Source organism: Rathayibacter sp. AY2B9, assembly GCF_002931595.1.
GTDB lineage: Bacteria > Actinomycetota > Actinomycetes > Actinomycetales > Microbacteriaceae > Rathayibacter.
In genome coordinates, this window is sequence record NZ_PSUB01000001.1 from 454871 (window position 1) to 477708 (window position 22838).

The window sequence follows — 22838 nt, forward strand, 5'->3', positions numbered from 1 at the left end:
ACATGCCACCTGCATCCCCTCTCCCGCCCGCGTCCGCCGACGCCACCGCCTCTCCCGTGCTGCTCGATCCGCCTCCCGCTCCGGACCGGCGCCCGCGGACGACCCTCCCGCCGCGAGAGGTCGGCCCGTCGTCCCGGAATCGGCGCGCCGCTCCTCCGCTCCGCCAGACGGAGGCCGCCACCGGCACCTCCGCGGAACGGCTCTGACATGGGCCGCCACACCGACGACGCCCTCCTCCGCCGCCCGACCGCCTCTCGTCCCTCCGTCATCGCCGCGACCCGCGTCACCGACGCTCCGGAGACCCGCGGGCGGCCGTCGCGCGCGCCGGCGGATATCGCTCAGCGGCGGCACGAGCGGATCGTGCTCGTCTTCCTCGCGGTGCTCCTGGCGCTGAGCGTCGTGCAGCTCTACACCCTGGGGCCCGTCACCGCTCCGGTCGCCTGGAGCCTGCTCTTCCTCCCGTACTCCGTGGCGCGGCTGCCCGGCGGGCGGATCGACCGGTTCGTGGTCGTGGTCCTCCTCGTGATCGCCGGCACCCTCTTCGCGCTCACCTACTCCGGAGCACGCGCGGCCGCGCTGCGCGACGTGGTCTCCGTCGTCTCCTTCCTCACTCCGTACCTGGCCGTCCGCGGGCTCGGCGACGGCGCCTGGCGTGTCGTCGGCCGCGCCCTCAACTGGGCGGCGCCCGTGTTCCTCCTCCAGGTGACGCTCACGATCCTCTTCCAGCTCGATCCCGTCCAGGAGACCGCCTACCTCCGGTGGCCGGACGCGGTGCTGTTCTCCGACATCTACGTGCGGGACATCTTCACGACGTCCTTCAACAACGTCCTGCAGGAGAAGTCGGGAGGGTTCTTCCTCAACGGCAACATCGCCTCGATGTACATGGCCACGACCGGCGCGCTGGCCTTCGCCGTCTGGAGACGGCAGCGGGGGAGGCTCCTCCTGCTCGTCGCCGTCGCCGGGCTGGTCGGCGCCCTCTTCACGCTGTCCAAGACCGCGATCGTCCTCGCGATCGTCCTGCCCCTGCTGGTCGCCGCGATCCGCGGACTCAAGGGACGCAGCCTCGGTCCGGTCGCCTGGATGATCACCATCCCCTCCGGGATCACGGCCGTGTACGCCGTCGCCGTGTCCTTCCCTCAGCTGGCGGAGGCGGGCCTGCTCACGCTCGGGGCCCGCGGCGACTTCCTGCGCCTGGCTGCGAGTGCGTTCCCCGACAACTGGCTGCTGGGGCTGGGGTACGGCGGATGGCAGGAGCTGTGGCTGGCGCGCGGGTCGCAGTTCACCCAGCACAGCGAGCCGCGCCCGCCTCACAACCTCCTCGTCACCGCGTGGACCAACGGCGGGCTCCTGATCGCGCTCCCCGTCCTCGCGTTCCTCCTCCTCGCCACCGTCGCCGTCGTGCGCCTGCTCCTCCGGGTCGCCCGGAACGAGGCCGTCGCCGTCGGGGCGCTCGCCGTCGCCGTCCTCTGGACGTTCCTGCACGGGATGGCCGACAACACCACCTGGTTCGGCGATCAGCACTCGCTCGCGACGCTCGCCGTCTCCGTGGCGCTCGTGGGCGTCCTGTCGGCGGAGGCGCCCGCCACGCCGGGCCGAGTGCCTCACGGAAGCGCTCCGGCGGCCTCGGCCGGCGCGGGTCGGGCGCCGCTGCGACGGCCGCCGAGCCCCCGCCTCGGGCGGCGCTGACGCCACCGCCGCGCCGCAGCCGGTCCGGACACGGACCGCGCCGGTATCATCGACCCGTTATGGCACGCATCTACGACTGCTCCGTCGACACGGACCTCCTGACCGGCACCCGTCTCGCGCGGACGGCCATCGGCCGCGGCGAGCTCGTGGTGATCCCCACCGACACCGTCTACGGCGTCGCGGCCAACGCGTTCGACGCCGCCGCGGTCCAGCGCCTGCTCGACGCGAAGGGACGGACGAGGCAGTCGCCGCCGCCCGTCCTGATCGGGGACGTGGCCGCCCTCGACGCCCTCGCCGAGAACGTGCCGGAGGCGGTGCGCGACCTCGCGCGCGAATTCTGGCCCGGCGGGCTCACCATCGTCCTGCACGCCCAGCCCTCACTGGTCTGGGACCTGGGCGAGACGCGCGGGACCGTGGCGCTGCGCATGCCGGACAACCCGGTGACGATCGAGCTCCTCGCCGAGACCGGCCCGCTGGCGGTCTCCTCCGCCAATCGCACGGGGCAGCCCTCGGCCACGACCGCACAGGAGGCGTTCGACCAGCTCGGCGACTCCGTCGACGTCTATCTCGACGCCGGCGCCGCCGGATCGCGCTACAGCGACCGCCCCGCGGGCGCCAGCGAGTCCTCGACGATCGTCGATGCGACAGCGCTGAGCTTCGAGGGCGGCACCCTGCGCATCCTGCGCCAGGGCGTCGTGTCGGCCGAGCGGATCCGCGAGGTCGTCGGCGACCTGCTGCCGGATCCGGACGCGCCCCGCGCCGAGACGTCGGAGCCCGACGCCTCCACGGCCGGCGCGGCGCAGGCCGGGGACCAGCAGGAGCCCGCCGAGACCGCGACCGGCAGCGACCCGTACGCCTTCGAGCGGACCCCGACAGCGCGCCCCGACTGGGCCTCCGGCGCCCGCCTGCAGGACGACTCCGCTCCCGTCGATTCCGCCGATGCGCCGGACACGGGCTCGTCGAGCACGAACGCGCCGACGCCCAACACCGGCACCGGCGCCGCCCGCACCGACTCCGCTCCGGGTGAGTAACCGGTGATCACCTTCGCCCTCGTCTCGCTCGCGGTCGCGCTCGTGACCGGAGCGCTGTCGTGGGTCATCTGGAAGCTGAGCCTGAAGTACCGGCTCTACCCGAAGATCCGCGTCAGGGACATGCACACGCGGCCGACCCCCCGCCTGGGCGGCATCGCGATGTTCCTCGGGATCCTCGTCGGCTTCGGCATCGCCTCCCAGCTGCCCTACTTCCGGCTGGTGTTCGCCAATCCCGAGCCGATCCTCGCGATCCTCGGCGCGAGCCTGCTCATCGTCCTCATCGGCGTCGCCGACGACATCTGGGACCTGGACTGGACCACGAAGCTGGCCGGTCAGCTGATCGCCGCGGGCCTGATCGCCTGGAAGGGCGTGCAGATCGTCTCCCTGCCGATCGGCGGCCTGACCGTCGGCTCGCCGTGGATGTCGCTGATCATCACCGTGCTCGCGATCGTCCTGGTCACCAACGCTCTCAACTTCATCGACGGCCTCGACGGCCTCGTGGCGGGCGTCGCCCTGATCGCCAACGGGGTCTTCTTCCTCTACAGCTACCTGCTGGTGCAGCAGACCTCGCCCACCGACTACTTCAACCTGGCCTCGCTCATCGCGGTCCTGCTCGTCGGCGCCTGCGCCGGATTCCTCCCCATCAACTGGCGTCCGGCGCGGATGTTCATGGGCGACAGCGGCGCACTGCTGATCGGGATGCTGATGGCCACCTCCGCGATCGCGGTCACCGGCCAGATCGACCCGGCCCAGCTCGCGGCGAAGGAGCTCCTGCCCGCGTTCATCCCGATCATCCTGCCGTTCGCGATCCTCGTGGTGCCGCTGATGGACTTCGGCCTCGCCGTGATCAGGCGCCTGCGCGCGGGAAAGTCGCCGTTCAGCGCCGACCGGAAGCACCTGCACCACCGCCTGCTCGACATGGGGCACTCCCACCTGCACGCCGTGCTGATCTTCTACGCGTGGACCGCCGTCGTCGCCGTCAGCTGCCTGCTGATGTTCGTGGTCGACGTGCTGTGGGTCCCGCTCGTCTTCCTCGGAGTCGGTCTGCTGGTCTGCACCGTCGTCACGCTCGCCCCGCTCAGCCGCCGCAAGCGGCTCGAGGCGGCGGCGCAGTCCGCGGAGGCCTCACCCGTCCTCGACCCCCTCGACCGCGCGTCCTCGACGGAGCTGCTCCGTCCGCCGGCCGGACTCCCGATCGACCGGGACACGACAGCGCCGACCACGGCGCGGAAGGAAGCATCATGACCGGAGCCTCCCCGGCCACCCCCCGTCCGCAGCCCGCGTCCGTCCCCGTCCTGCGCCGCGCGCTGGTCGTGGGCGGCCTCTTCGTGCTCGCCCTGGCCGTTCTCGGCACCGTCGTCGGCGGGATCGCCGCCGGGGGAGAGGGCGCGATCGGAGCCCTCCTCGGCGCGATCGTCGGCGGCGTGATGGTGCTCCTCACCGCCGCGAGCATCCTCGTCGCCAACCGCCTCGACATCGGCGGGTTCTTCGCCGTCGTCCTCGGCACGTGGCTCGCCAAGTTCGTGCTGTTCGTGATCGCCGCCCTGGTCCTGCGCGATCAGCCGTGGCTGAACAGCACCGCGATGTTCGTCACGATCATCGTCGCCGTCCTGGGGTCCCTGGTGATCGACGTCCTGGTCGTCTCGCGCTCGCGCATGCCGAACGTCAGCGACATCGCCCGATGAGGACGAGCCGAACGGTTCCTGAGAGGACCACGATTCGGCTCTCAGGCCGTTCTGTTGCTACAGTAGGGACGAATCCCGCAGGCGAACGTGTCCTCAGATCGTCTCATCGTTGATGGCGGTCGTCGAGCACGATCGCCGTCCGAGCGGAAAACCCCACCTTTCGTCGTCGCGAGAGCGTTGCGTCCGAATGATTCGATTCGGTCGGCTGCAACGTGCCACGCCCCGAATTCCAGGAGCTAGCGCTGTTTGCTAACGCTGTGACCCTGTTGGTCTCGTCCTCGACCGGTGAGAGTGACTTCCACACCCCGTCGATCTCCGAGTTCTTCCCGCCCGGTTTCCTCTTCGAGGGAACCCCTTTCGAGATCAACCGCGTCATGCTGGTCCGCTTCATCGCGGTCATCGCACTGATGCTGTTCTTCTGGCTCGGGACGCGCAAGCTGCGCCTCGTCCCCGGCCGCTTCCAGAACGTCGTCGAGCTCGCGTTCGACTTCGTCCGCGTCACCATCGCCAAGGACATCCTCGGCGAGAGGGACGCGCGCCGGTTCCTCCCGATCCTCGTGACGATCTTCTTCGCGATCATCTCGATGAACCTGACCGGCATCGTCCCGTTCCTGAACATCGCGGGGACCTCCGTGGTGGGCATGCCGCTCTTCCTCGGCCTGGTCGCCTACGTGACGTTCATCTACGCCGGCATCAAGGACCGGGGGATGGGCTTCTTCAAGAACGCCCTGTTCCCGCCCGGAGCGCCGTTCCTGATCTACTTCATCCTCACGCCGATCGAGCTGCTGCAGACGTTCATCATCCGTCCGCTCTCGCTCGCGCTGCGGCTCGTGATGAACATGATCGTCGGCCACCTCCTGCTGGTGCTGTGCTTCTCGGCCACGCAGTTCTTCCTCTTCAGCTCCCAGATCGACCCGGGCTTCAAGCTCTTCGGCGTCGTGACCTTCGCCTTCGGCGGTGCGTTCACGCTCTTCGAGCTCCTCGTCGCCGTGCTGCAGGCCTACATCTTCACCCTCCTCGCTGCGGTCTACATCCAGTTGGCCGTCGCCGAGGAGCACTGACCCCACTACTCACGGGCTCCCGCCCGTTCTCACGATCACCCCACTGAAAGGACCCACTCGTGGACTCAGTCACCGTTCTCGCCGAACTCACCGGCAACATCGCGACGGTCGGTTACGGCCTCGCAGCGATCGGCCCCGGCATCGGTGTCGGCATCGTCGCGGGCAAGACCGTCGAGGCCATGGCGCGCCAGCCCGAGATGGCCGGCCGCCTCCAGACCACGATGTTCCTCGGCATCGCGTTCACCGAGGTGCTCGCGCTCATCGGCCTCGCCACCTACTTCATCTTCGCGGCGTAGTCGTGTTCAGCACCGCTGTGAACATCGCTGCGGAAGAAGGTGACGTCCCCGCGGTCATTCTGATCCCGGAGTTCTACGACTTCTTCTGGTCGGGGGTGATCTTCCTCATCCTGCTGTTCTTCTTCTGGAGGCTGGTCCTGCCGCGCCTGCAGAAGATGCTCGACGCGCGCTCCGCCGCGATCGAGGGGAACATCGCGAAGGCCGACGAGGCCCAGCGACAGGCCGAGGCCGCCCTCGAGAAGTACACCGCCCAGCTGGCCGAGGCCCGCGCCGAGGCCGGAGTGATCCGTGAGAAGGCGAACGCCGACGGCAACGCGATCGTGGCGGCGAAGAAGGAGCAGGCGCAGGTCGAGGCCGAGCGCATCCTCCACAACGCGCACGCCCAGATCGAGGCGGACCGTCAGGCCGCCGTGGTCTCGCTCCGCTCCGAAGTCGGAACCCTCGCCATCGACCTCGCCTCCGGCGTGATCGGCGAGAGCCTCAACGACGACGCGAAGGCGTCCGCGATCGTGGACCGCTTCCTCGCCGACCTCGAGGCCTCGGAGAAGGCGAACAACTGATGGGCAGCGCGTCCAGGCAGGCACTCGCATCGGCGAAGGCGGAGCTCTCCGCCCTCGCCGGTCAGGCGTCCCTCGACACGGCCCAGCAGCTCTTCGAGGCCGCACGGGTCATCGACGGCCAGGCGCAGCTGCGCGCGGCCCTCGCCGACCCGAGCGCCGACTCGAGCAGCAAGCAGGCTCTCGTCGCCCGGGTGTTCGGTCCCTTCGGCGAGCCGGCCAAGCGCCTGCTCACCGTGATCGTCGGCCACCGCTGGTCGAGCCCGAGCGACATGGTCGCCGGGGTCGAGGAGGTCGGGGTCCGCGCGATCGCGTCCTCCGCTCCGGAGGGCGTCAACCTCGAGAAGGAGCTCCACTCCTTCGGCGAGGTCGTCGCCTCCGACGCCCAGCTCGAGCTCGCGCTCGGCAGCAAGCTCGCCGCCGCCGACTCGAAGGTCGCGCTCGTGCAGCGCCTCCTCGAGGGCAAGGCGGCGGCCGAGACGCTGGCGATCCTCCGGCAGCTGATCGCGCACCCGCGCGGTCGCCGCATCCCGGAGCTCGTCCGCTTCGCAGCAGGCGTGGTCGCCGACCAGGGCGGGTTCATCCTCGCCACGGTCTCGGTCGCCGCACCGATCGCCCCCGAGCAGCTCGACCGGCTCCGCTCGGCGCTCACGCGCCAGTACAGCCGACCGGTCTCCGTCAACGTCGTGGTCGATCCCTCCCTCCTGGGCGGGATGCGCCTGCACGTCGGCGACGAGGTCATCGACGGAACCGTCTCCGCACGGCTGTCCGACCTGAAGCTCCAGCTCGCGTCCTGACGGGCGCACGTATCCTCAGAGGGCACTGCCCTCGACCCCCGCACCATCCAGGTCAGGCCCCGACGACCTCTTCGGCTCGCACGGACCCAACGAATAGGAATTCCCATGGCAGATATCACCATCAGCCCGGATGAGATCCGCGACGCGCTGAAGGACTTCGTCTCGTCGTACGAGCCGGGCAAGGCCTCCACCACCGAGGTCGGCTACGTCATCGACGCCGCCGACGGCATCGCCCACGTCGAGGGCCTCCCCGGCGTCATGGCCAACGAGCTCATCCGCTTCTCCAACGGCGTCCTGGGCCTGGCCCAGAACCTCGACGAGAACGAGATCGGCGTCGTCGTCCTCGGCGAGTTCTCCGGCATCGAGGAGGGCATGGAGGTCACCCGCACCGGCGAGGTCCTCTCGGTCCCCGTCGGCGACGGCTACCTCGGCCGCGTCGTCGACCCGCTCGGCAACCCGATCGACGGACTCGGCGAGATCGCCTCCGAGGGCCGCCGCGCCCTCGAGCTCCAGGCTCCCGGCGTCATGTCGCGCAAGTCGGTCCACGAGCCGCTGCAGACCGGCATCAAGGCTATCGACGCGATGATCCCGGTCGGCCGCGGCCAGCGCCAGCTCATCATCGGCGACCGCCAGACCGGCAAGACGGCCATCGCGATCGACACGATCATCAACCAGAAGGCCAACTGGGAGTCGGGCGACACGAACAAGCAGGTCCGCTGCATCTACGTCGCCATCGGCCAGAAGGGCTCGACCATCGCCTCGGTGAAGGGCGCGCTCGAGGACGCCGGAGCGATGGAGTACACGACCATCGTCGCGTCCCCGGCCTCCGACCCCGCCGGCTTCAAGTACCTCGCCCCCTACACCGGCTCGGCCATCGGCCAGCACTGGATGTACGGCGGCAAGCACGTCCTGATCATCTTCGACGACCTGTCGAAGCAGGCCGAGGCCTACCGCGCCGTGTCGCTCCTCCTGCGCCGCCCGCCGGGACGCGAGGCGTACCCGGGTGACGTCTTCTACCTGCACTCCCGTCTGCTGGAGCGCTGCGCGAAGCTGTCCGACGAGCTCGGCGCCGGCTCGATGACCGGTCTCCCGATCATCGAGACCAAGGCGAACGACGTCTCGGCCTACATCCCGACCAACGTGATCTCGATCACCGACGGCCAGATCTTCCTCCAGTCCGACCTCTTCAACGCCAACCAGCGTCCCGCGGTCGACGTGGGCATCTCGGTCTCGCGGGTCGGCGGCGACGCGCAGGTCAAGTCGATCAAGAAGGTCTCCGGCACGCTGAAGCTCGAGCTGGCGCAGTACCGCTCGCTCGAGGCCTTCGCGATGTTCGCCTCCGACCTCGACGCCGCCTCGCGCCGTCAGCTCGCCCGCGGCGCCCGCCTCACCGAGCTGCTCAAGCAGCCGCAGTACTCGCCGTACCCCGTCGAGGAGCAGGTCGTCTCGATCTGGGCCGGAACGAACGGCAAGCTCGACGAGGTCCCGGTCCCCGACGTGCTGCGCTTCGAGCGCGAGCTCCTGGACTACCTGGGCCGCAACACCCAGGTGCTGAACACCCTCCGCGACACCAACGTGCTCTCCGACGACACCGTCGCCGAGCTCAACCGTGCCGTCGACGGCTTCAAGCTGGAGTTCCAGACCGGTGAGGGCAAGCCGCTCGCCTCGGTCGGGCGCGAGGAGCACCAGGCCATCGCGGCCGACGAGGTCGGCCAGGAGAAGATCGTCAAGGGCCGTCGCTGACCAGCGGCACCCCGACGATTCGCCACTTTTAGGACAACAGGAGACACATGGGAGCGCAACTCCGGGTCTACCGGTCGAAGATCCGCTCGGCCCAGACGACCAAGAAGATCACTCGGGCCATGGAGCTGATCTCGGCCTCGCGCATCCAGAAGGCGCAGAACCGGGTCGCTGCCGCGGCGCCGTACTCGAACGCGATCACGCGCGCCGTGTCCGCTGTCGCGACCTACTCGAACGTGGAGCACCCGCTCACGACCGAGCGCGAGAAGCTGGACACGGCCGCGATCGTGATCTTCACCTCCGACCGCGGCCTCGCCGGCGCGTTCTCCTCGAGCGTGCTCAAGGAGGCCGAGGAGCTGGCCGCGCTGCTGCGCAGCGAGGGCAAGGAGGTCGTCTTCTACCTGGTCGGCCGCAAGGCGAACGCGTACTTCTCGTTCCGGAAGCGGGCCAGCGTCCGCGTCTGGACGGGCGGCACCGACCAGCCCGTGTTCGAGACGGCGAAGGAGATCGCGGACGCGGTCGTCGAGTCGTACAACCTCGATGACGAGGAGGGCGGCGTGGACGAGATCCACCTCGTCTACAACCGCTTCGTCAGCATGGTCACCCAGCAGCCGACCGTCGTCCGGCTGCTGCCGCTCGAGGTCGTCGAGGGCGCAGAGGAGCAGAACAGCGAGCTGTACCCGCTCTACGAGTTCGAGCCCGACCCCGAGACGGTCCTCGACCGCCTCCTGCCCGTGTACGTCGAGAGCCGCATCTTCAACGCGATGCTGCAGTCGGCGGCCTCGGAGCACGCGGCACGCCAGAAGGCCATGAAGTCGGCGAGCGACAACGCGGACACGCTGATCAAGACCTACACCCGTCTCGCCAACAACGCCCGCCAGACCGAGATCACGCAGCAGATCGCCGAGATCGTCGGCGGCGCCGACGCCCTGTCCTCCTCCAAGTAAGAGGGCTCCGCTCCACACAGTTTCGACTCCGCCCTCCGGGAGCGGTGAGACCACAGAAGGAAGTAGCAATGACACTGACCGCACCTGAGGCGGCGACCGGGACGTCGGGCGGGGCCATCGGCCGCATCGCCCGCGTCACCGGCCCCGTCGTTGACATCGAGTTCCCCCACGACGCGATCCCCGAGGTCTATAACGCGCTCTACACGCACGTCGAGGTCGAGGGCGTCTCGAGCAAGCTGACCTTCGAGGTCGCGCAGCACCTGGGCGACGACCTCGTCCGGGCCATCTCCCTGAACCCCACCGACGGACTCGTCCGCGGCCAGGAGGTCCACGACACCGGCCTGCCGATCTCGGTCCCGGTCGGCGACGTGACCAAGGGCAAGGTCTTCAACGTGATCGGCGAGGTGCTCAACGCCGACGCCGACGGGAAGATCAACGGAGAGTCGTTCGAGATCACCGAGCGCTGGCCCATCCACCGCAAGCCCCCGCAGTTCGACCAGCTCGAGTCCAAGACCGAGCTGTTCGAGACCGGCATCAAGGTCATCGACCTGCTCACTCCGTACGTGCAGGGCGGCAAGATCGGCCTGTTCGGCGGAGCGGGCGTCGGCAAGACCGTCCTCATCCAGGAGATGATCCAGCGCGTCGCGCAGGACCACGGTGGAGTGTCCGTGTTCGCCGGCGTCGGCGAGCGCACCCGTGAGGGCAACGACCTCATCGCCGAGATGGAGGAGGCGGGCGTCTTCGACAAGACCGCTCTCGTCTTCGGCCAGATGGACGAGCCGCCGGGAACGCGTCTGCGCGTCGCCCTGTCGGCCCTGACCATGGCGGAGTACTTCCGCGATGTGCAGAAGCAGGACGTGCTGCTCTTCATCGACAACATCTTCCGCTTCACGCAGGCCGGCTCGGAGGTGTCGACCCTCCTGGGCCGCATGCCCTCCGCGGTGGGCTACCAGCCGAACCTCGCCGACGAGATGGGTGTGCTCCAGGAGCGCATCACCTCGACGCGCGGACACTCGATCACCTCGCTGCAGGCGATCTACGTCCCCGCCGACGACTACACCGACCCGGCGCCGGCGACCACCTTCGCCCACCTCGACGCGACCACCGAGCTCTCCCGTGAGATCGCGTCGAAGGGCCTCTACCCGGCAGTCGACCCGCTCACGTCCACCTCGCGCATCCTCGACCCCCGGTACCTGGGCGCCGACCACTACCGCGTGGCGACGAACGTGAAGCAGATCCTGCAGAAGAACAAGGAGCTGCAGGAGATCATCGCGATCCTCGGTGTCGACGAGCTGTCGGAGGAGGACAAGATCACGGTGTCGCGTGCGCGCCGGATCCAGCAGTTCCTCTCGCAGAACACCTACATGGCGAAGAAGTTCACGGGTGTCGAGGGCTCGACCGTCCCGCTGAAGGACACGATCGAGTCGTTCGACGCGATCACCAAGGGCGAGTTCGACCACGTGGCCGAGCAGGCGTTCTTCAACGTCGGCTCGATCTCGGACGTCGAGGAGAAGTGGACCCAGATCCAGAAGGAGAACGGCTGATCATGGCCGGGACCCTGAAGGTCAGCGTCGTGTCCGCGAACGCCGAGGTGTGGTCCGGAGAGGCGAAGCAGCTCACGGCTCGCACGGTCGAGGGCGAGATCGGCATCCTCGCCGGCCACGAGCCGATGCTCGCGATCCTCGCCACCGGCGAGGTGCGCGTCACGGCCCTGGACGGCACGCGTCTCACCGCGCAGGCCGACGACGGCTTCCTGTCCGTCGAGAACGACGTGGTGACCGTGGTCGCCCGTCAGGCATCGCTGGTCTAGTACACCGCCGCTCACCGCGGCACGGAGGGGCCGGACGATCATCGCGATCGTCCGGCCCCTTCGTCGTGCCGCCCGTCCCTCTTCTCCGAAGGAGTCCTGTGCACGTCCTGCTGCCACCGTCCGAGACGAAGCGCGACGGCGGCGACGAGCCGTTCGTGCTCGAGTCGCTCGCCTTCCCCGAGCTCCACGCGAAGCGGCGCGAGCTGGCGGAGGCGCTGATCGCGCTGGCCGGGGACCGCGAGCTCTCCGCCCGGGCGCTGAAGCTCGGTCCGCGTCAGTTCGGCGAGATCGATCGCAACGCGGGGCTCGCGACCGCGGCAGGTCTCCCCGCGGTCGACCGCTTCGACGGGGTGCTCTTCGATGCGCTCGACGCGCGCAGCCTCGATTCCGGTGCACGGGAGGTGCTCGGTCGGACGGCGATCGTGCAGTCCGCGCTCTGGGGGCCGATCCGCGCCCTCGACCTGATCCCTGCCTACCGTCTGTCCCACGACTCCCGTGTGCCGGGGAGACCGCTCAAGCGGTGGTGGGCGGCGGAGGCCGGGCGGGTGTTGAGCGCGCTCGACGGGCTCGTCCTCGATCTGCGGAGCGAGGCGTACGCGGCGCTCGGACCGGTTCCCGCGGGCGAGGGGCGGTTCTTCGTCCGCGTCCGCTCGCGCGGGGCCGACGGCGCCCTCCGGTCGCTGAACCACTTCAACAAGCAGGGCAAGGGGCGCTTCGTCAGGGCGCTGGCGGAGGACCGGGTGGCGACGGAGTCGCTCGGCGAGCTCTCGGCGTGGGCGGCCGGGCGCGGGTTCCTGCTCGCCGAGAACCGGCACACGGGAGAGCTCGACCTCGTCGTGCAGGAGTCGTAGGCGTCAGCGTCGGCGCCAGCAGCCGGTGAGGTGATCGTCGACGACTCCGGCCGACTGCATCAGCGCGTACGCGGTGGTCGGTCCGACGAAGCGGAGCCCCGCGGCCTTCAGCGCTCGCGCGAGCGCCGTCGACCCGGGCGTCGTCGCAGGGACGTCGGCGGCTCGGACCACCCGGTCCTCGACGTCCGGATCGTGGAAGGACCACACGAGCTCGTCGAGCGCGCCCTCGCCTCTCTGCTCCAGGAGCGCGAGCACGGCCCGGGCGTTGTCCCGGGTGGCGATGATCTTCGCGCGGTTCCGGATGATGCCGCTGTCCTCCATCAGCCGCTCGACATCGGTGTCGTCGTACCGGGCGACCCGGGCCGGATCGAAGCCGTCGAAGGCCTCGCGGAACCTCGGCCGCTTGCGGAGGATCGTGATCCAGGAGAGGCCGGACTGGAACGCCTCGAGGGAGATCTTCTCGAACAGCAGGCGATCTCCGTGCAGCGGGGTGCCCCATTCCTCGTCGTGGTAGCGGCGGTACTCCGGATCCGCGCCGCTCCAGGCGCAGCGGACCAGGCCGTCCTCTCCCTCGACGAGTCCGTCGGCCGTGCTCATCGGTGGGGGATCCCCTCGTGATCGAGAAGCCAGGCTTTCGTGGCGACGCCCTCGCCCGCGCTGAAGCCGGTGATCCGTCCGTCGCTCGCGAGGACGCGGTGGCAGCCCACGATGATCGGCACCGGGTTCGCACCTACCGCTCCGCCGATCGGCCGGCCCGCCCGGGGGCGACCGGCGGCCGTGCCCAGTGCGCCGTAGGAGGTGATCTCCCCGAAGCCCAGAGCCTGGAGCCGCTGCCAGATCTCGAGCTGGAAGGGCGTGCCGCGCAGAGCGACCGGCAGATCGAAGGAGCGGCGGGTCCCGTCGAAGTACTCGTCCAGCTGCTCGACGGCCCGCAGGAGCACCGGGAGGTCCGACTCCGGGAGGTGCTCGTGCGGGAGCAGACCGGCCTGCTCGATGGCGAGCGAGACGATCGCATCGCCGTCGCTGCCCACCTCGATGCGGCCGAGGGGGCTCGTCGTCCGTCGGACGTGAAGGGGAGTCGTTCTCATGCGTCGAGAGTATCCGCGGGACTCCCCACCGACCGGCGGGAATCGGACACCGGTGCAGAACTCGGCCGATCGGTCCCTGTGGGGGAATTCCTGGGGGCCGGAGGGCGCCATCCGTGCGCCGGCGATTCGGTGTCGATGGGACCTCTCCCTCCACAGGCGGCGATCTCGGGATCCTTCCGATGATCCCGGAGGACCGTCGCTCCCGGCGGGTGCGGTGGTCGGCAGGATCGCAGCATGACCTCCTCAGCGCTCCTCCTCCACCCCGCTCCCGCCTCGCGTGTCCCGGCCTCACCCGACGACGCCGCACTGTTCCATGCCGCTCACGGGTCCCGGCGGGGTGCGGCGGAGGCGAGCCTCGTGCTCGTCCCGTTCCGGGCCGGCGCGCCGAGCGGCTCGCTCCGCTTCGAGCTGTCGGGGGCGGATCCGTCCCTGGTCGCGCGGGCCTGCCTCGGTGCGCTCGGCCGGTTCGGGCGGGTGCGGCGAGCACTCGCGCTGGTGCATCCCGGCGAGGCGGGTCCGGAGTCGTGCGAGGGACTCGTCGCCGCCCTCGAGGAGCGTGCGCGCCGGCTCCCCGGTCTCGCCCTCCGCGTCGCCGTGCTCACGTCGTCCGGCGACGACGACGGGCTCGAGGCCGGCGACCGGGACGACCCGCGAGCGGTGGCCGCCGCGGTCGACCGTCTCCTCGACCGCCACCCGCGGGCTGAACTGCCCGACGTGCTGTTGCGCGGTGTCGACGACCTCGTCCGGCGAGCTCTCGCCGGTCCCGATCCCGAGGTCCGGCCTGCGGGCCTGGCTGCGCTCGTCGTGGCCGTGCAGCGCAGCCGCGGTGCGGACCGCGTGCTGCGGTCGGCGCGGAGCGGTGACCCCGGCGCGGCGGGAGCGCTCGCCCCGCTGCTCCGCCGTGCCGCCGTCGTCGCACCCGCGAGCGAGCGAGCCGGAGTGCTCGTCCTCCTCGCCCGGATCCTGGCCGGTGAGGGCCGTGCCGACGAGGCCGGACGGCTCGCCGACGAGGCCGTCGCTCTCGATCCGCACCACGCAGGTGCGCGCCGAGTCGCGGCCGCACTCACCGCCGATCGGCGGGAGCGCGCCGCGTGAGGGCGCTAGAGCCGCGACCAGGCCTCGGTGAGCACGCTCCGGAGGATCTGCTCGATCTCGTCGAACTCGCGCGGGCCGATGGTGAGCGGCGGCGCGAGCTGGACGACGGGATCGCCGCGGTCGTCCGCCCGGCAGTACAGCCCCGCGTCGAAGAGCCCCTTCGAGAGGAATCCGCGCAGCAGCCGCTCCGACTCGTCCTCGTCGAACGTCTCCTTCGTCGCCTTGTCCTTCACCAGCTCGATGCCGAAGAAGTAGCCGTCGCCCCGGACGTCGCCGACGATCGGCAGGTCGAGCAGCTTCTCGAGCGTGGACCGGAAGACGGGCGAGTTCTCGCGCACACGCTCGTTCAGGCCCTCCTCCTCGAAGATGTCGAGGTTCTCGAGCGCGACCGCGGCCGAGACGGGGTGGCCGCCGAAGGTGTAGCCGTGCGGGAAGACGACCTGACCGTGGCGGAAGGGCTCGTAGATCCGATCGCTGACGATCGTCGCGCCGATGGGGGAGTAGCCGCTGGTCATCCCCTTCGCGCAGGTGATCATGTCCGGCACGTAGCCGTACTCGTCGCAGGCGAACATGTGCCCGATGCGGCCGAACGCGCAGATCACCTCATCGGACACCAGCAGCACGTCGTGCTTGTCGCAGATCTCGCGGACCCTCTGGAAGTACCCGGGAGGGGGCGGGAAGCAGCCGCCCGAGTTCTGCACGGGTTCCAGGAACACGGCGGCAACCGTGTCCGGCCCCTCGAACTCGATCATCTCCTCGATGCGGTTCGCCGCCCACAGGCCGAACGCCTCCAGGTCGTCGCCGTGCTCGGGAGCCCGGTAGAAGTTGGTGTTGGGGACGCGGAAGCCGCCCGGCACCAGCGGCTCGAACATCGACTTCATCCCGGGGATGCCCGTGATCGCGAGCGCTCCCTGGGGAGTGCCGTGATACGCGACCGAGCGCGAGACGACCTTGTGCTTGCCCGGCTTGCCCTGCAGCTTCCAGTAGTGCTTGGCGAGCTTGAAAGCCGTCTCCACAGCCTCGCCGCCGCCGGTCGAGAAGAAGACCCGGTTGAGGTCGCCCGGCGCGTGGTCGGCGAGCCGGTCGGCCAGCTCGATCGCCGAGGGGGTCGCGTAGGACCAGAGCGGGAAGAAGGAGAGCTCGGACGCCTGCTTCGCCGCGGCCTCCGCCAGTCGGCGCCGCCCGTGTCCCGCATTGACGACGAAGAGGCCGGACAGGCCGTCGAAGTACTTGCGCCCGGTGCTGTCCCAGATGTGGTGTCCCTCGCCGCGCGTGATGATCGGCACGCCCGCGCCGGAGTCCATCGTCGACTGACGGGTGAAGTGCATCCAGAGGTGGTCCTTCGCCTTCTTCTGCAGGGAGGCGTCGTCGATCCCCCCTGGCGCGTCGGTCCCGCGGACGGGATCGCCCGACTCGAGGCCGGAGGTCGAGAAGGCTGTCTCGGTGGTCATCTTTTACCGCGTTCCCCAGTTGTAGAACTGCTTGTGGAGCTTCAGATAGACGAAGGTCTCGGTCGAGAGCACGCCGGGAAGCGACCGGATCTCCTGGTTGAGCAGGGCGATCAGATCGTCGTCGTTCTCGCACACGACCTCGGCGAGGATGTCGAAGGAGCCGGCCGTCAGCACGACGTAGTCGACGGCGGGGATGGAGGCGAGCCGGTCCGCGACGTCGCGGGTGTCGCCGGTGACGCGCACACCGATCATCGCCTGGCGGTAGAAGCCGAGCTGCATCGGATCCGTCACCGCGACGATCTGCATGACGCCCGACTCGGTGAGCTTCTGCACCCGCTGCCGGACGGCCGCCTCGCTCAGGCCCACGGCCTTGCCGATCTCGGCGTACGAGCGCCGACCGTCGGCCTGCAGCTGCTCGATGATCGCCTTCGACACCTCGTCGAGCTGGACAGGACGCTGAGAGGGCGGGCGAGACGGGGCCATGCGGCGATTCTGGCAGTCCACGGGTGCCCGGGCAAGTGGATCCGCACGTCGGAGCTCGATCCGGCATCGGATCCGGTGGTCGGAGCGTCGACCCGTCTGCGCGACGGACATCGGGCGACGGCGATGGCGGCCGGCTCGGCGGAGGGCCGTCAGCGACTACCATCGGGAGGCGGCCGGGCACCCCTGGCGCCGGCGGTCACGGGCCGTCGGACCGGACGGCCGCGGGCCACGGGGATGCGAGGAGCAGCGATGACGCAGATCGGCCGCAGCCGCGCGTCCGTCACCGTCCCCGTCTCCGCCTGGAGCTCCGACGCACCCTCGGCCGAAGTCACCCTCGGCTGGGCCGCGCGCACCGAGACCGGCCACGTGCGCAGCGCGAACGAGGACAGCTACCTCGCCAAGAGCCCGCTCTTCGCTGTCGCCGACGGGATGGGCGGGCACGCGGCAGGAGAGGTCGCCAGCGACGCGGTCGTGTCGCGCCTGTCCACCGCGGCGCTCGGCGCGACCGTCGGAGCGGAGGAGATCGACCGGGCGCTTCGGGAGGCGGTCGGGGACATCGCCCGGCAGTCGCACACGGCCGACGTCGGCACCGGGACCACGGTCACCGGGATCGCGCTCACGGTGGTCGGGGGAGAGCCCTACTGGTCCGTCTTCAACATCGGCGACTCGCGCGTGTACCTGAGCGTCGCCGGGACCCTCGTGCAGCTCACCGTGGACCACTCCATCGTCCAGGAGCTGGTCGACGCGGGCCTGATCTCCCGCGACGAGGCCGACGTGCATCCGCACAGCAACGTGATCACCCGCGCGGTCGGCTTCCACGAAGCGCCCGTCCCCGACTACCGGCTCGTGCCCGTCCTCGCAGGATCGCGTCTGCTGATCTGCTCGGACGGACTCACGAAGGAGCTGACCGATGCCGGCGTCGGCCACCTGCTCAGCGGCACCGGCTCCGCTCAGGAGGCGGCCGACGCCCTGGTCGACGCCGCGCTGGACAACGGCGGGCGCGACAACGTCACCGTGATCGTCGTCGACGTCCTCGCGGTCACCGGCGACGAGGAGGCCGGCGCACCGGTCTGACGAGCAGCGCTCCGGCACGGGACGGCCGCGGTGGCGGTGCCGCCGGACCGCCCGCACGCGCCGAACGGCCGTACGACGATCCTGCGCCTGCCGGTTCGCGTCGGGTTCGGCCGGCTCGGGGCTCCCCGCGCCGGCGCTGGGTACGATGGTGAGCGGAAGGGCGTTCTCGGTGATCTGCAGCACGTGTGGCTCCAACCTCGCTCCCGGGGCGATCCTCTGCGGCGAGTGCGGTTCGTCGGTGGCGGCGCATGCCACGACGGGTGCGCCCCGCCCCTCGTCCTCCGGCGACACGACGGTCCTCGATCCGTCCCGCCGTGCCTGGCTGCCGGGCCTGGCCCCCGGCCGGCACCGGCGTCCCGCCCCCGGCGCTCCGATGGCGCCGCCCTCGCAGGGGCTCGTGCGCCTCAGCTTCGCGACCGGGCAGCACGCGATCGTGACCGGCAACGGCCTGATCGGACGCCAGCCGCTCCCGGACCCCAACGAGACGTTCCGGCACATCCTCGCGATCCCGGATCCGTCGCGATCCCTCTCCAAGACCCACCTCGAGTTCGGCTTCGACGAGGGCGGGCTCTGGGTCAGGGACCGCTGGTCGGCCAACGGGTCCGTGCTGGTCGCGCCGACCCAGGCGCCGCTCCCGCTCGAGGCCGGCCGCCGCTACCGCGCGAAGCTCGGCAGCCGGATCCTGCTCTCCTCCGTCGAGATGGCGGTCGAGCGCGTCGACGGGTCCGCCGGCGGCTCGGGACGCCCGCCCCTCACCCGCTGACGGCACGGCCTCCGGGGACCGAATCGGTGGTCGACACGGCCTCCGGGTGCGGAATTCGTGACGATCATGTTTCCGGATGAGCGTTCTCCTCCGTTCGCCGTGACAGGCGGATGAGCGCTGTGCCAGTATTTCCCCACGTTCGGCCCCCGAGGCACGAGCCCCGACGCAGTCAGGAGCCCCCGCCATGACCCGTCCCCTCCCGAGGGATCCCGTCCTCCGCCGGGCCGTCGCCGCGGCACGCTCGCACGAGCGCGAGCGCCGGGCGGTCCTCTCGCGTCGGGCGGTCCTCGGCGGGATCGGCCTCGGAGCGGGCGCCCTCGCCCTGGCCGCCTGCGCCCCGCAGACCCGTGCCGCTCCGACCGCCGCCGCCGACGGATCGGCCGGCGACCCGCGCCTGGTGTGGGACAACTGGCCCGCCTACATGGACGAGGACGACGACGGGAACCACCCCACGCTCCAGGGCTTCGAGGAGCAGACGGGCATCGCGGTGACCTACAACGTCGCCGTCGACGACAACAACTCGTACTACGGCAAGGTGAAGGACCAGCTCGCGCTCGGGCAGTACATCGGCGCCGACACGGTCTGCCTGACGGAGTGGATGGTCTCGCGCCTGGTCCGCCGCGGCTACGTGCAGGAGCTCGACCACGCGAACATCCCGAACATCGCCAACCTCACGCCCTCGCTGGCGAACCCCGACTTCGATCCGGGCCGCCGGCTCTCCCTCCCGTACCAGGCGGGGTTCTCGGGCATCTGCTGGAACAGGGAGAAGCTGCCGAAGGGCCTCTCGAGCATCGAGGAGCTGTGGGATCCGTCGCTCCGCGGCCGCGTCGGCGTGCTGAGCGAGATGCGCGACACGATCGGGCTCATCATGCTCGCTCAGGGGACGGACATCGCCGGCTCCTGGGGCGACGACGAGTACATGAACGCGATCGACGTCTTCCGCGAGCAGGTCGACGCCGGACAGATCCGCAACATCAAGGGGAACGCGTACCTCAACGACCTGCAGAACGAGGACACCCTCGCGGCGATCTGCTGGTCCGGCGACATCACCCTGATCAACGCCGAGGCCGGCGACAAGTGGGAGTTCGCCTTCCCCGACTCGGGCGGCGCGCTCTGGAACGACACCTTCGTGGTCCCGATGGGCTCCGAGCGCAAGGCCAACGCCGAGGCCCTGATGAACTACTACTACGAGCCCGAGGTCGCCGCCGAGGTGGCCGCCTGGGTCAACTACATCACCCCCGTGGATGGAGCGAAGGACGTCATGGAGAGCATCGATCCGGAGCTGGCCGAGAACCAGCTGATCTTCCCCGACGAGGACACGCTCGCGCAGGCGCACGTGTTCCGGACCCTGACCGCCGCGGAGGAGAAGGAGTACCAGGCCGAGTTCCAGAAGGTGCTCCTGGGCATCTGATGGTGATCGGGACCTTCGCCGAGAGCGGCGCCGACCTCCAGCTGGTCGGGATCAGCAAGCAGTACCCGGGCTTCACGGCCATCGACTCCCTGGACCTCACCATCCCGGCGGGCTCCTTCTTCGCCCTGCTGGGCCCCTCGGGCTGCGGCAAGACGACGACGCTGCGCCTGGTCGCCGGGCTCGAGGAGCCCTCCGCCGGCCGGATCCTCATCGGCGGGCGGGACGTCACCGAGACGAAGACGTACCAGCGGCCCGTCAACACCGTGTTCCAGTCGTACGCGCTGTTCCCGCACATGTCGATCCTCGAGAACGTCGCCTTCGGCCTGAAGCGGCGGAGGATCGCCGACCCCGTCGGCAAGGCGCACGAGGCGCTCCGCCTGGTCGAGCTCGACCACCTCGCCCAGCGCCGCCCCGCGCAGCTCTCCGGTGGTCAGCAGCAGCGGGTCGCCCTCGCGCGCGCCCTCGTCAACCGGCCCGCCCTGCTCCTGCTCGACGAGCCGCTCGGCGCCCTCGACCTCAAGCTCCGCCGGCAGATGCAGCTGGAGCTCAAGTCGATCCAGGAGGAGGTGGGCCTCACCTTCCTCCACGTCACGCACGACCAGGAGGAGGCCATGACGATGGCCGACACCGTCGCGGTGATGAACAAGGGCAGGATCGAGCAGATGGGCGCGCCGGAGGAGCTCTACGAGCTCCCGCGCACCGCGTTCGTCGCGAACTTCCTCGGCCAGTCCAACCTCTTCACGGGTGAGGTGGTCGGCAGCACCGACCGCGCACTCACCGTCGACGCGGGCGGGCACCGGATCGTCGTGCCCGTCGCCCGCTGCGCCCGCACGAGCGGGGAGATCACGGTCGGCGTCCGCCCCGAGAAGCTCCTGCTGCTGACGCAGGAGCCGCCGGCGGACTCCGGCCGGAACGTGCTCGGGCCCGGCCGCGTGGTCGACGTCTCCTTCAGCGGGGTCAGCACCCAGTACACGATCCGGATGCCGGGCCTGGGCCCGGTGGTCGTCTTCGCGCAGAACATGGTCTTCGGGCCGGTCGTCGGCGAGGGAGCGGAGGTGTGGGTCGGCTTCAGCACCGAGCACGGCTTCGGACTCGCGGACGAACCGGGCTCGGTCCCGCGCTTCGAGGCGGACGACTCCACCAGCGCCATCGCCGTGCAGCGCCGGGGGCTCCTGGCCGGTCGCAGCGGGGGAGCGTAGGCATGGCCTTCGCCGCCTTCGCCACGGGGCAGGCGGATCCTCAGGACGCTCCGGTCCGCCGGCGGTCGACGATCGCGCTCGTCCTGCTGCTGCCGGGCATCGCCTACATGCTGCTGTTCTTCCTGGCGCCGCTGATCTCGCTCGTGCTCACGTCCTTCCAGGCCGAGGTGCCGGACGGGGACATCGGCGAGTACGCCCCCGGGTTCGCCTGGCAGAACTACCTCGTGGTGATGGGCGACTACTGGCCGCACGTGCTCCGCTCCTTCGGCTACGCGCTGATCGCGACGGTGCTCGCGCTGGTGATCAGCTACCCGCTGGCCTACTTCATCGGAGTGAAGGCGCGGCCCTGGCCGCTGCTGCAGAACCTGCTCCTCACGCTGGTGATCGCGCCCTTCTTCATCAGCTTCCTGCTCCGGACGCTGGCGTGGAAGCAGATCCTCGCGGACGAGAGCCCGCTCGTGCAGGCGCTCAAGGCCGTGGCGGTCCTGCCGAGCGACGGCCACCTCACGGGGACGCCGATCGCCGTGATCTTCGGCATCACCTACAACTTCATCCCGTTCATGACGCTGCCGCTGTACACGACGCTCGAGCGCCTCGACGTGCGCTTCCTGGAGGCAGGGTCGGATCTCTACGCGCACCCCGCCTCCGTGTTCTGGAGCGTGACCGTCCCCCTGTCGATGCCGGGCATCGTCTCGGGCACGCTGCTGACGTTCATCCCCGCGGCGGGCGACTACATCAACGCGAGCCGGGACTTCCTCGGCTCGTCGCAGACCTCGATGGTGGGCAACGCGATCGAGGCGAACTTCCTCACGCTCGAGAACTACCCGGCGGCCGCCGCGCTCTCGATCGTGCTGATGGCCGTGATCCTGGTCATCGTCGGCTTCTACGTGAAGCGCAGTGGAACGGAGGACCTCCTGTGACCGCGACGGCCGACCATCCGCTCGGGAGCGCCCAGGAGGCGCTCGGCGCGCCGCCCCCCGCCCCGGTCCGGGGCCGCCGCCGCTTCCGCGGCCTCGGGCTCGGCGTCTACACGGCGCTGGCGCTGCTCTTCCTGCTCATCCCGATCGGGTACACCTTCGTCTTCTCCTTCAACGACTCGGGGAAGAGCAACCTCGCCTGGCGCGGTTTCACCCTCGACAAGTGGGTGTCGGCCTGGACCAGTGAAGAGGTGATGACCGCCTTCGGGAACAGCCTGCTGGTCGGTGTGATCGCCACCGTGCTGGCCACTGCGCTCGGCACCATGATCGCCATCGCGCTCGTGCGGTTCCGCTTCCGGTTCCGGTCGGCGATCAGCCTGCTGCTGTTCCTCCCCATGGCGACTCCGGAGGTGGTGCTCGGAGCCGGCCTCGCCGCGCAGTTCCTCAGCGTGGGCGCCGAGAAGGGGCTGGTCACGATCGTGCTGGCGCACACGATGTTCTGCATCAGCTTCGTCGTGGTCACGGTGAAGGCGCGGGTGGCGAGCCTGGACCCGAAGCTGGAGGAGGCGGGACGCGACCTCTACGCGTCGCCGAACCAGGTCTTCTGGCGGATCACCTTCCCGCTGCTGCTGCCCGGCATCCTCGCCGCGGCGCTGCTCTCGTTCGCGCTGAGCTTCGACGACTTCATCATCACGAACTTCAACTCCGGATCGGTCACCACGTTCCCGAAGTACATCTACATCGCGGCGGCGCGCGGCATCCCGGCGGAGGCGAACGTCATCGCATCGGCGGTGTTCGTCCTGGCGATCCTCGTGGTGGTGATCACGCAGGTCTCCGCGGCGGCCCGGGCGAAGCGCCTCGCGCGCGAGCAGTAGCTCAGGGCGTGCCGGGACGTG

At 70.1% G+C, this 22838-nt stretch carries 24 protein-coding genes; 20 read left to right on the plus strand and 4 right to left on the minus strand.

Annotation, left to right across the window (positions count from 1 at the left end; genetic code table 11):
- The first annotated feature begins 207 nt into the window (after nt 1–207).
- The 13 genes from C5C25_RS02155 (at nt 208) to C5C25_RS02215 (ending at nt 12461) form a co-directional block, all read left to right on the plus strand.
- Nucleotides 208–1686, plus strand: a complete 1479-nt coding sequence (locus tag C5C25_RS02155) for an O-antigen ligase (RefSeq protein WP_104249583.1) — start codon at nt 208–210, stop codon at nt 1684–1686.
- Nucleotides 1687–1745: 59 nt separating this feature from the next.
- Entirely contained in the window at nt 1746–2717 is a 972-nt protein-coding gene (locus tag C5C25_RS02160) for an L-threonylcarbamoyladenylate synthase (protein ID WP_104249584.1), read from the plus strand.
- A 3-nt stretch (nt 2718–2720) separates the two neighbouring features.
- Nucleotides 2721–3962 carry an MraY family glycosyltransferase gene (locus tag C5C25_RS02165; protein WP_181065442.1) on the plus strand — a complete coding sequence of 414 codons (1242 nt, stop codon included), beginning with the start codon at nt 2721–2723 and terminating at the stop codon, nt 3960–3962.
- Nucleotides 3959–4402 (plus strand): hypothetical protein, encoded by a 444-nt coding sequence (locus C5C25_RS02170; protein ID WP_104223021.1) that lies wholly within the window; start codon nt 3959–3961, stop codon nt 4400–4402. The genes C5C25_RS02165 and C5C25_RS02170 overlap by 4 nt, the downstream gene beginning before the upstream one ends.
- A gap of 257 nt (nt 4403–4659) precedes the next feature.
- Nucleotides 4660–5463, plus strand: a complete 804-nt coding sequence (gene atpB, locus C5C25_RS02175; protein WP_104249585.1) for a F0F1 ATP synthase subunit A — start codon at nt 4660–4662, stop codon at nt 5461–5463.
- A 59-nt stretch (nt 5464–5522) separates the two neighbouring features.
- Nucleotides 5523–5759, plus strand: coding sequence for an ATP synthase F0 subunit C (locus C5C25_RS02180; protein WP_055794702.1), 237 nt, complete (start codon nt 5523–5525; stop codon nt 5757–5759).
- Nucleotides 5760–5761: 2 nt separating this feature from the next.
- Nucleotides 5762–6319 carry a F0F1 ATP synthase subunit B gene (locus C5C25_RS02185; protein ID WP_244229449.1) on the plus strand — a complete coding sequence of 186 codons (558 nt, stop codon included), beginning with the start codon at nt 5762–5764 and terminating at the stop codon, nt 6317–6319.
- Entirely contained in the window at nt 6319–7113 is a 795-nt protein-coding gene (locus C5C25_RS02190) for a F0F1 ATP synthase subunit delta (protein WP_104232703.1), read from the plus strand. The genes C5C25_RS02185 and C5C25_RS02190 overlap by 1 nt, the downstream gene beginning before the upstream one ends.
- Before the next feature lie 105 nt (nt 7114–7218).
- Nucleotides 7219–8856 (plus strand): F0F1 ATP synthase subunit alpha, encoded by a 1638-nt coding sequence (gene atpA, locus C5C25_RS02195; protein ID WP_104223023.1) that lies wholly within the window; start codon nt 7219–7221, stop codon nt 8854–8856.
- A 47-nt stretch (nt 8857–8903) separates the two neighbouring features.
- Entirely contained in the window at nt 8904–9800 is an 897-nt protein-coding gene (locus tag C5C25_RS02200) for a F0F1 ATP synthase subunit gamma (RefSeq protein ID WP_104223024.1), read from the plus strand.
- A 68-nt stretch (nt 9801–9868) separates the two neighbouring features.
- Entirely contained in the window at nt 9869–11344 is a 1476-nt protein-coding gene (gene atpD / locus C5C25_RS02205) for a F0F1 ATP synthase subunit beta (RefSeq protein WP_104223025.1), read from the plus strand.
- A 2-nt stretch (nt 11345–11346) separates the two neighbouring features.
- On the plus strand, nt 11347–11610 hold the full coding sequence (locus C5C25_RS02210; RefSeq protein ID WP_104223026.1) for a F0F1 ATP synthase subunit epsilon: 264 nt from the start codon (nt 11347–11349) through the stop codon (nt 11608–11610).
- Between the two features lie 98 nt (nt 11611–11708).
- Nucleotides 11709–12461: a YaaA family protein gene (locus tag C5C25_RS02215; protein ID WP_104249586.1), complete on the plus strand. Its 753-nt coding sequence runs from the start codon at nt 11709–11711 to the stop codon at nt 12459–12461.
- 3 nt (nt 12462–12464) lie between these two features.
- Here C5C25_RS02215 and C5C25_RS02220 read toward each other — a convergent pair whose 3' ends face one another.
- Both C5C25_RS02220 and C5C25_RS02225 read right to left on the minus strand, forming a co-directional pair.
- Nucleotides 12465–13058, minus strand: coding sequence for a DNA-3-methyladenine glycosylase I (locus C5C25_RS02220; RefSeq protein WP_104232699.1), 594 nt, complete (start codon nt 13056–13058; stop codon nt 12465–12467).
- A complete protein-coding gene (locus tag C5C25_RS02225) occupies nt 13055–13549 on the minus strand; it encodes a methylated-DNA--[protein]-cysteine S-methyltransferase (RefSeq protein ID WP_104223029.1) in 495 nt (164 codons plus the stop codon). The genes C5C25_RS02220 and C5C25_RS02225 overlap by 4 nt, the downstream gene beginning before the upstream one ends.
- A gap of 234 nt (nt 13550–13783) precedes the next feature.
- On the opposite strand from C5C25_RS02225, the gene C5C25_RS02230 reads away from it, so the two are divergent.
- Entirely contained in the window at nt 13784–14644 is an 861-nt protein-coding gene (locus tag C5C25_RS02230) for a hypothetical protein (protein WP_104249587.1), read from the plus strand.
- 5 nt (nt 14645–14649) lie between these two features.
- On the opposite strand, the gene C5C25_RS02235 is transcribed toward C5C25_RS02230, so the two are convergent.
- Together C5C25_RS02235 and C5C25_RS02240 are read right to left on the minus strand one after the other, a co-directional pair.
- Complete coding sequence (locus C5C25_RS02235) at nt 14650–16095, minus strand: aspartate aminotransferase family protein (RefSeq protein WP_104223031.1); 1446 nt, start codon at nt 16093–16095, stop codon at nt 14650–14652.
- Nucleotides 16096–16098: 3 nt separating this feature from the next.
- Nucleotides 16099–16578: an Lrp/AsnC family transcriptional regulator gene (locus tag C5C25_RS02240; protein ID WP_104223032.1), complete on the minus strand. Its 480-nt coding sequence runs from the start codon at nt 16576–16578 to the stop codon at nt 16099–16101.
- Between the two features lie 249 nt (nt 16579–16827).
- Here C5C25_RS02240 and C5C25_RS02245 point away from each other — a divergent pair, with 249 nt between their 5' ends.
- The 6 genes from C5C25_RS02245 to C5C25_RS02270 all read left to right on the plus strand — a co-directional run bounded on the left by C5C25_RS02245 (nt 16828) and on the right by C5C25_RS02270 (nt 22817).
- Nucleotides 16828–17652, plus strand: a complete 825-nt coding sequence (locus tag C5C25_RS02245; RefSeq protein WP_104225583.1) for a PP2C family serine/threonine-protein phosphatase — start codon at nt 16828–16830, stop codon at nt 17650–17652.
- Between the two features lie 238 nt (nt 17653–17890).
- Nucleotides 17891–18415 carry a hypothetical protein gene (locus C5C25_RS02250; RefSeq protein ID WP_104249588.1) on the plus strand — a complete coding sequence of 175 codons (525 nt, stop codon included), beginning with the start codon at nt 17891–17893 and terminating at the stop codon, nt 18413–18415.
- Nucleotides 18416–18599: 184 nt separating this feature from the next.
- Nucleotides 18600–19826 carry a PotD/PotF family extracellular solute-binding protein gene (locus tag C5C25_RS02255; protein ID WP_104249589.1) on the plus strand — a complete coding sequence of 409 codons (1227 nt, stop codon included), beginning with the start codon at nt 18600–18602 and terminating at the stop codon, nt 19824–19826.
- Nucleotides 19826–21025 (plus strand): ABC transporter ATP-binding protein, encoded by a 1200-nt coding sequence (locus tag C5C25_RS02260; RefSeq protein WP_104249590.1) that lies wholly within the window; start codon nt 19826–19828, stop codon nt 21023–21025. Before C5C25_RS02255 ends, C5C25_RS02260 begins: the two co-directional genes overlap by 1 nt.
- A gap of 2 nt (nt 21026–21027) precedes the next feature.
- On the plus strand, nt 21028–21945 hold the full coding sequence (locus tag C5C25_RS02265) for an ABC transporter permease (protein WP_104223037.1): 918 nt from the start codon (nt 21028–21030) through the stop codon (nt 21943–21945).
- Nucleotides 21946–22061: 116 nt separating this feature from the next.
- Entirely contained in the window at nt 22062–22817 is a 756-nt protein-coding gene (locus tag C5C25_RS02270; RefSeq protein ID WP_258060352.1) for an ABC transporter permease, read from the plus strand.
- Nucleotides 22818–22838: the final 21 nt, after the last annotated feature.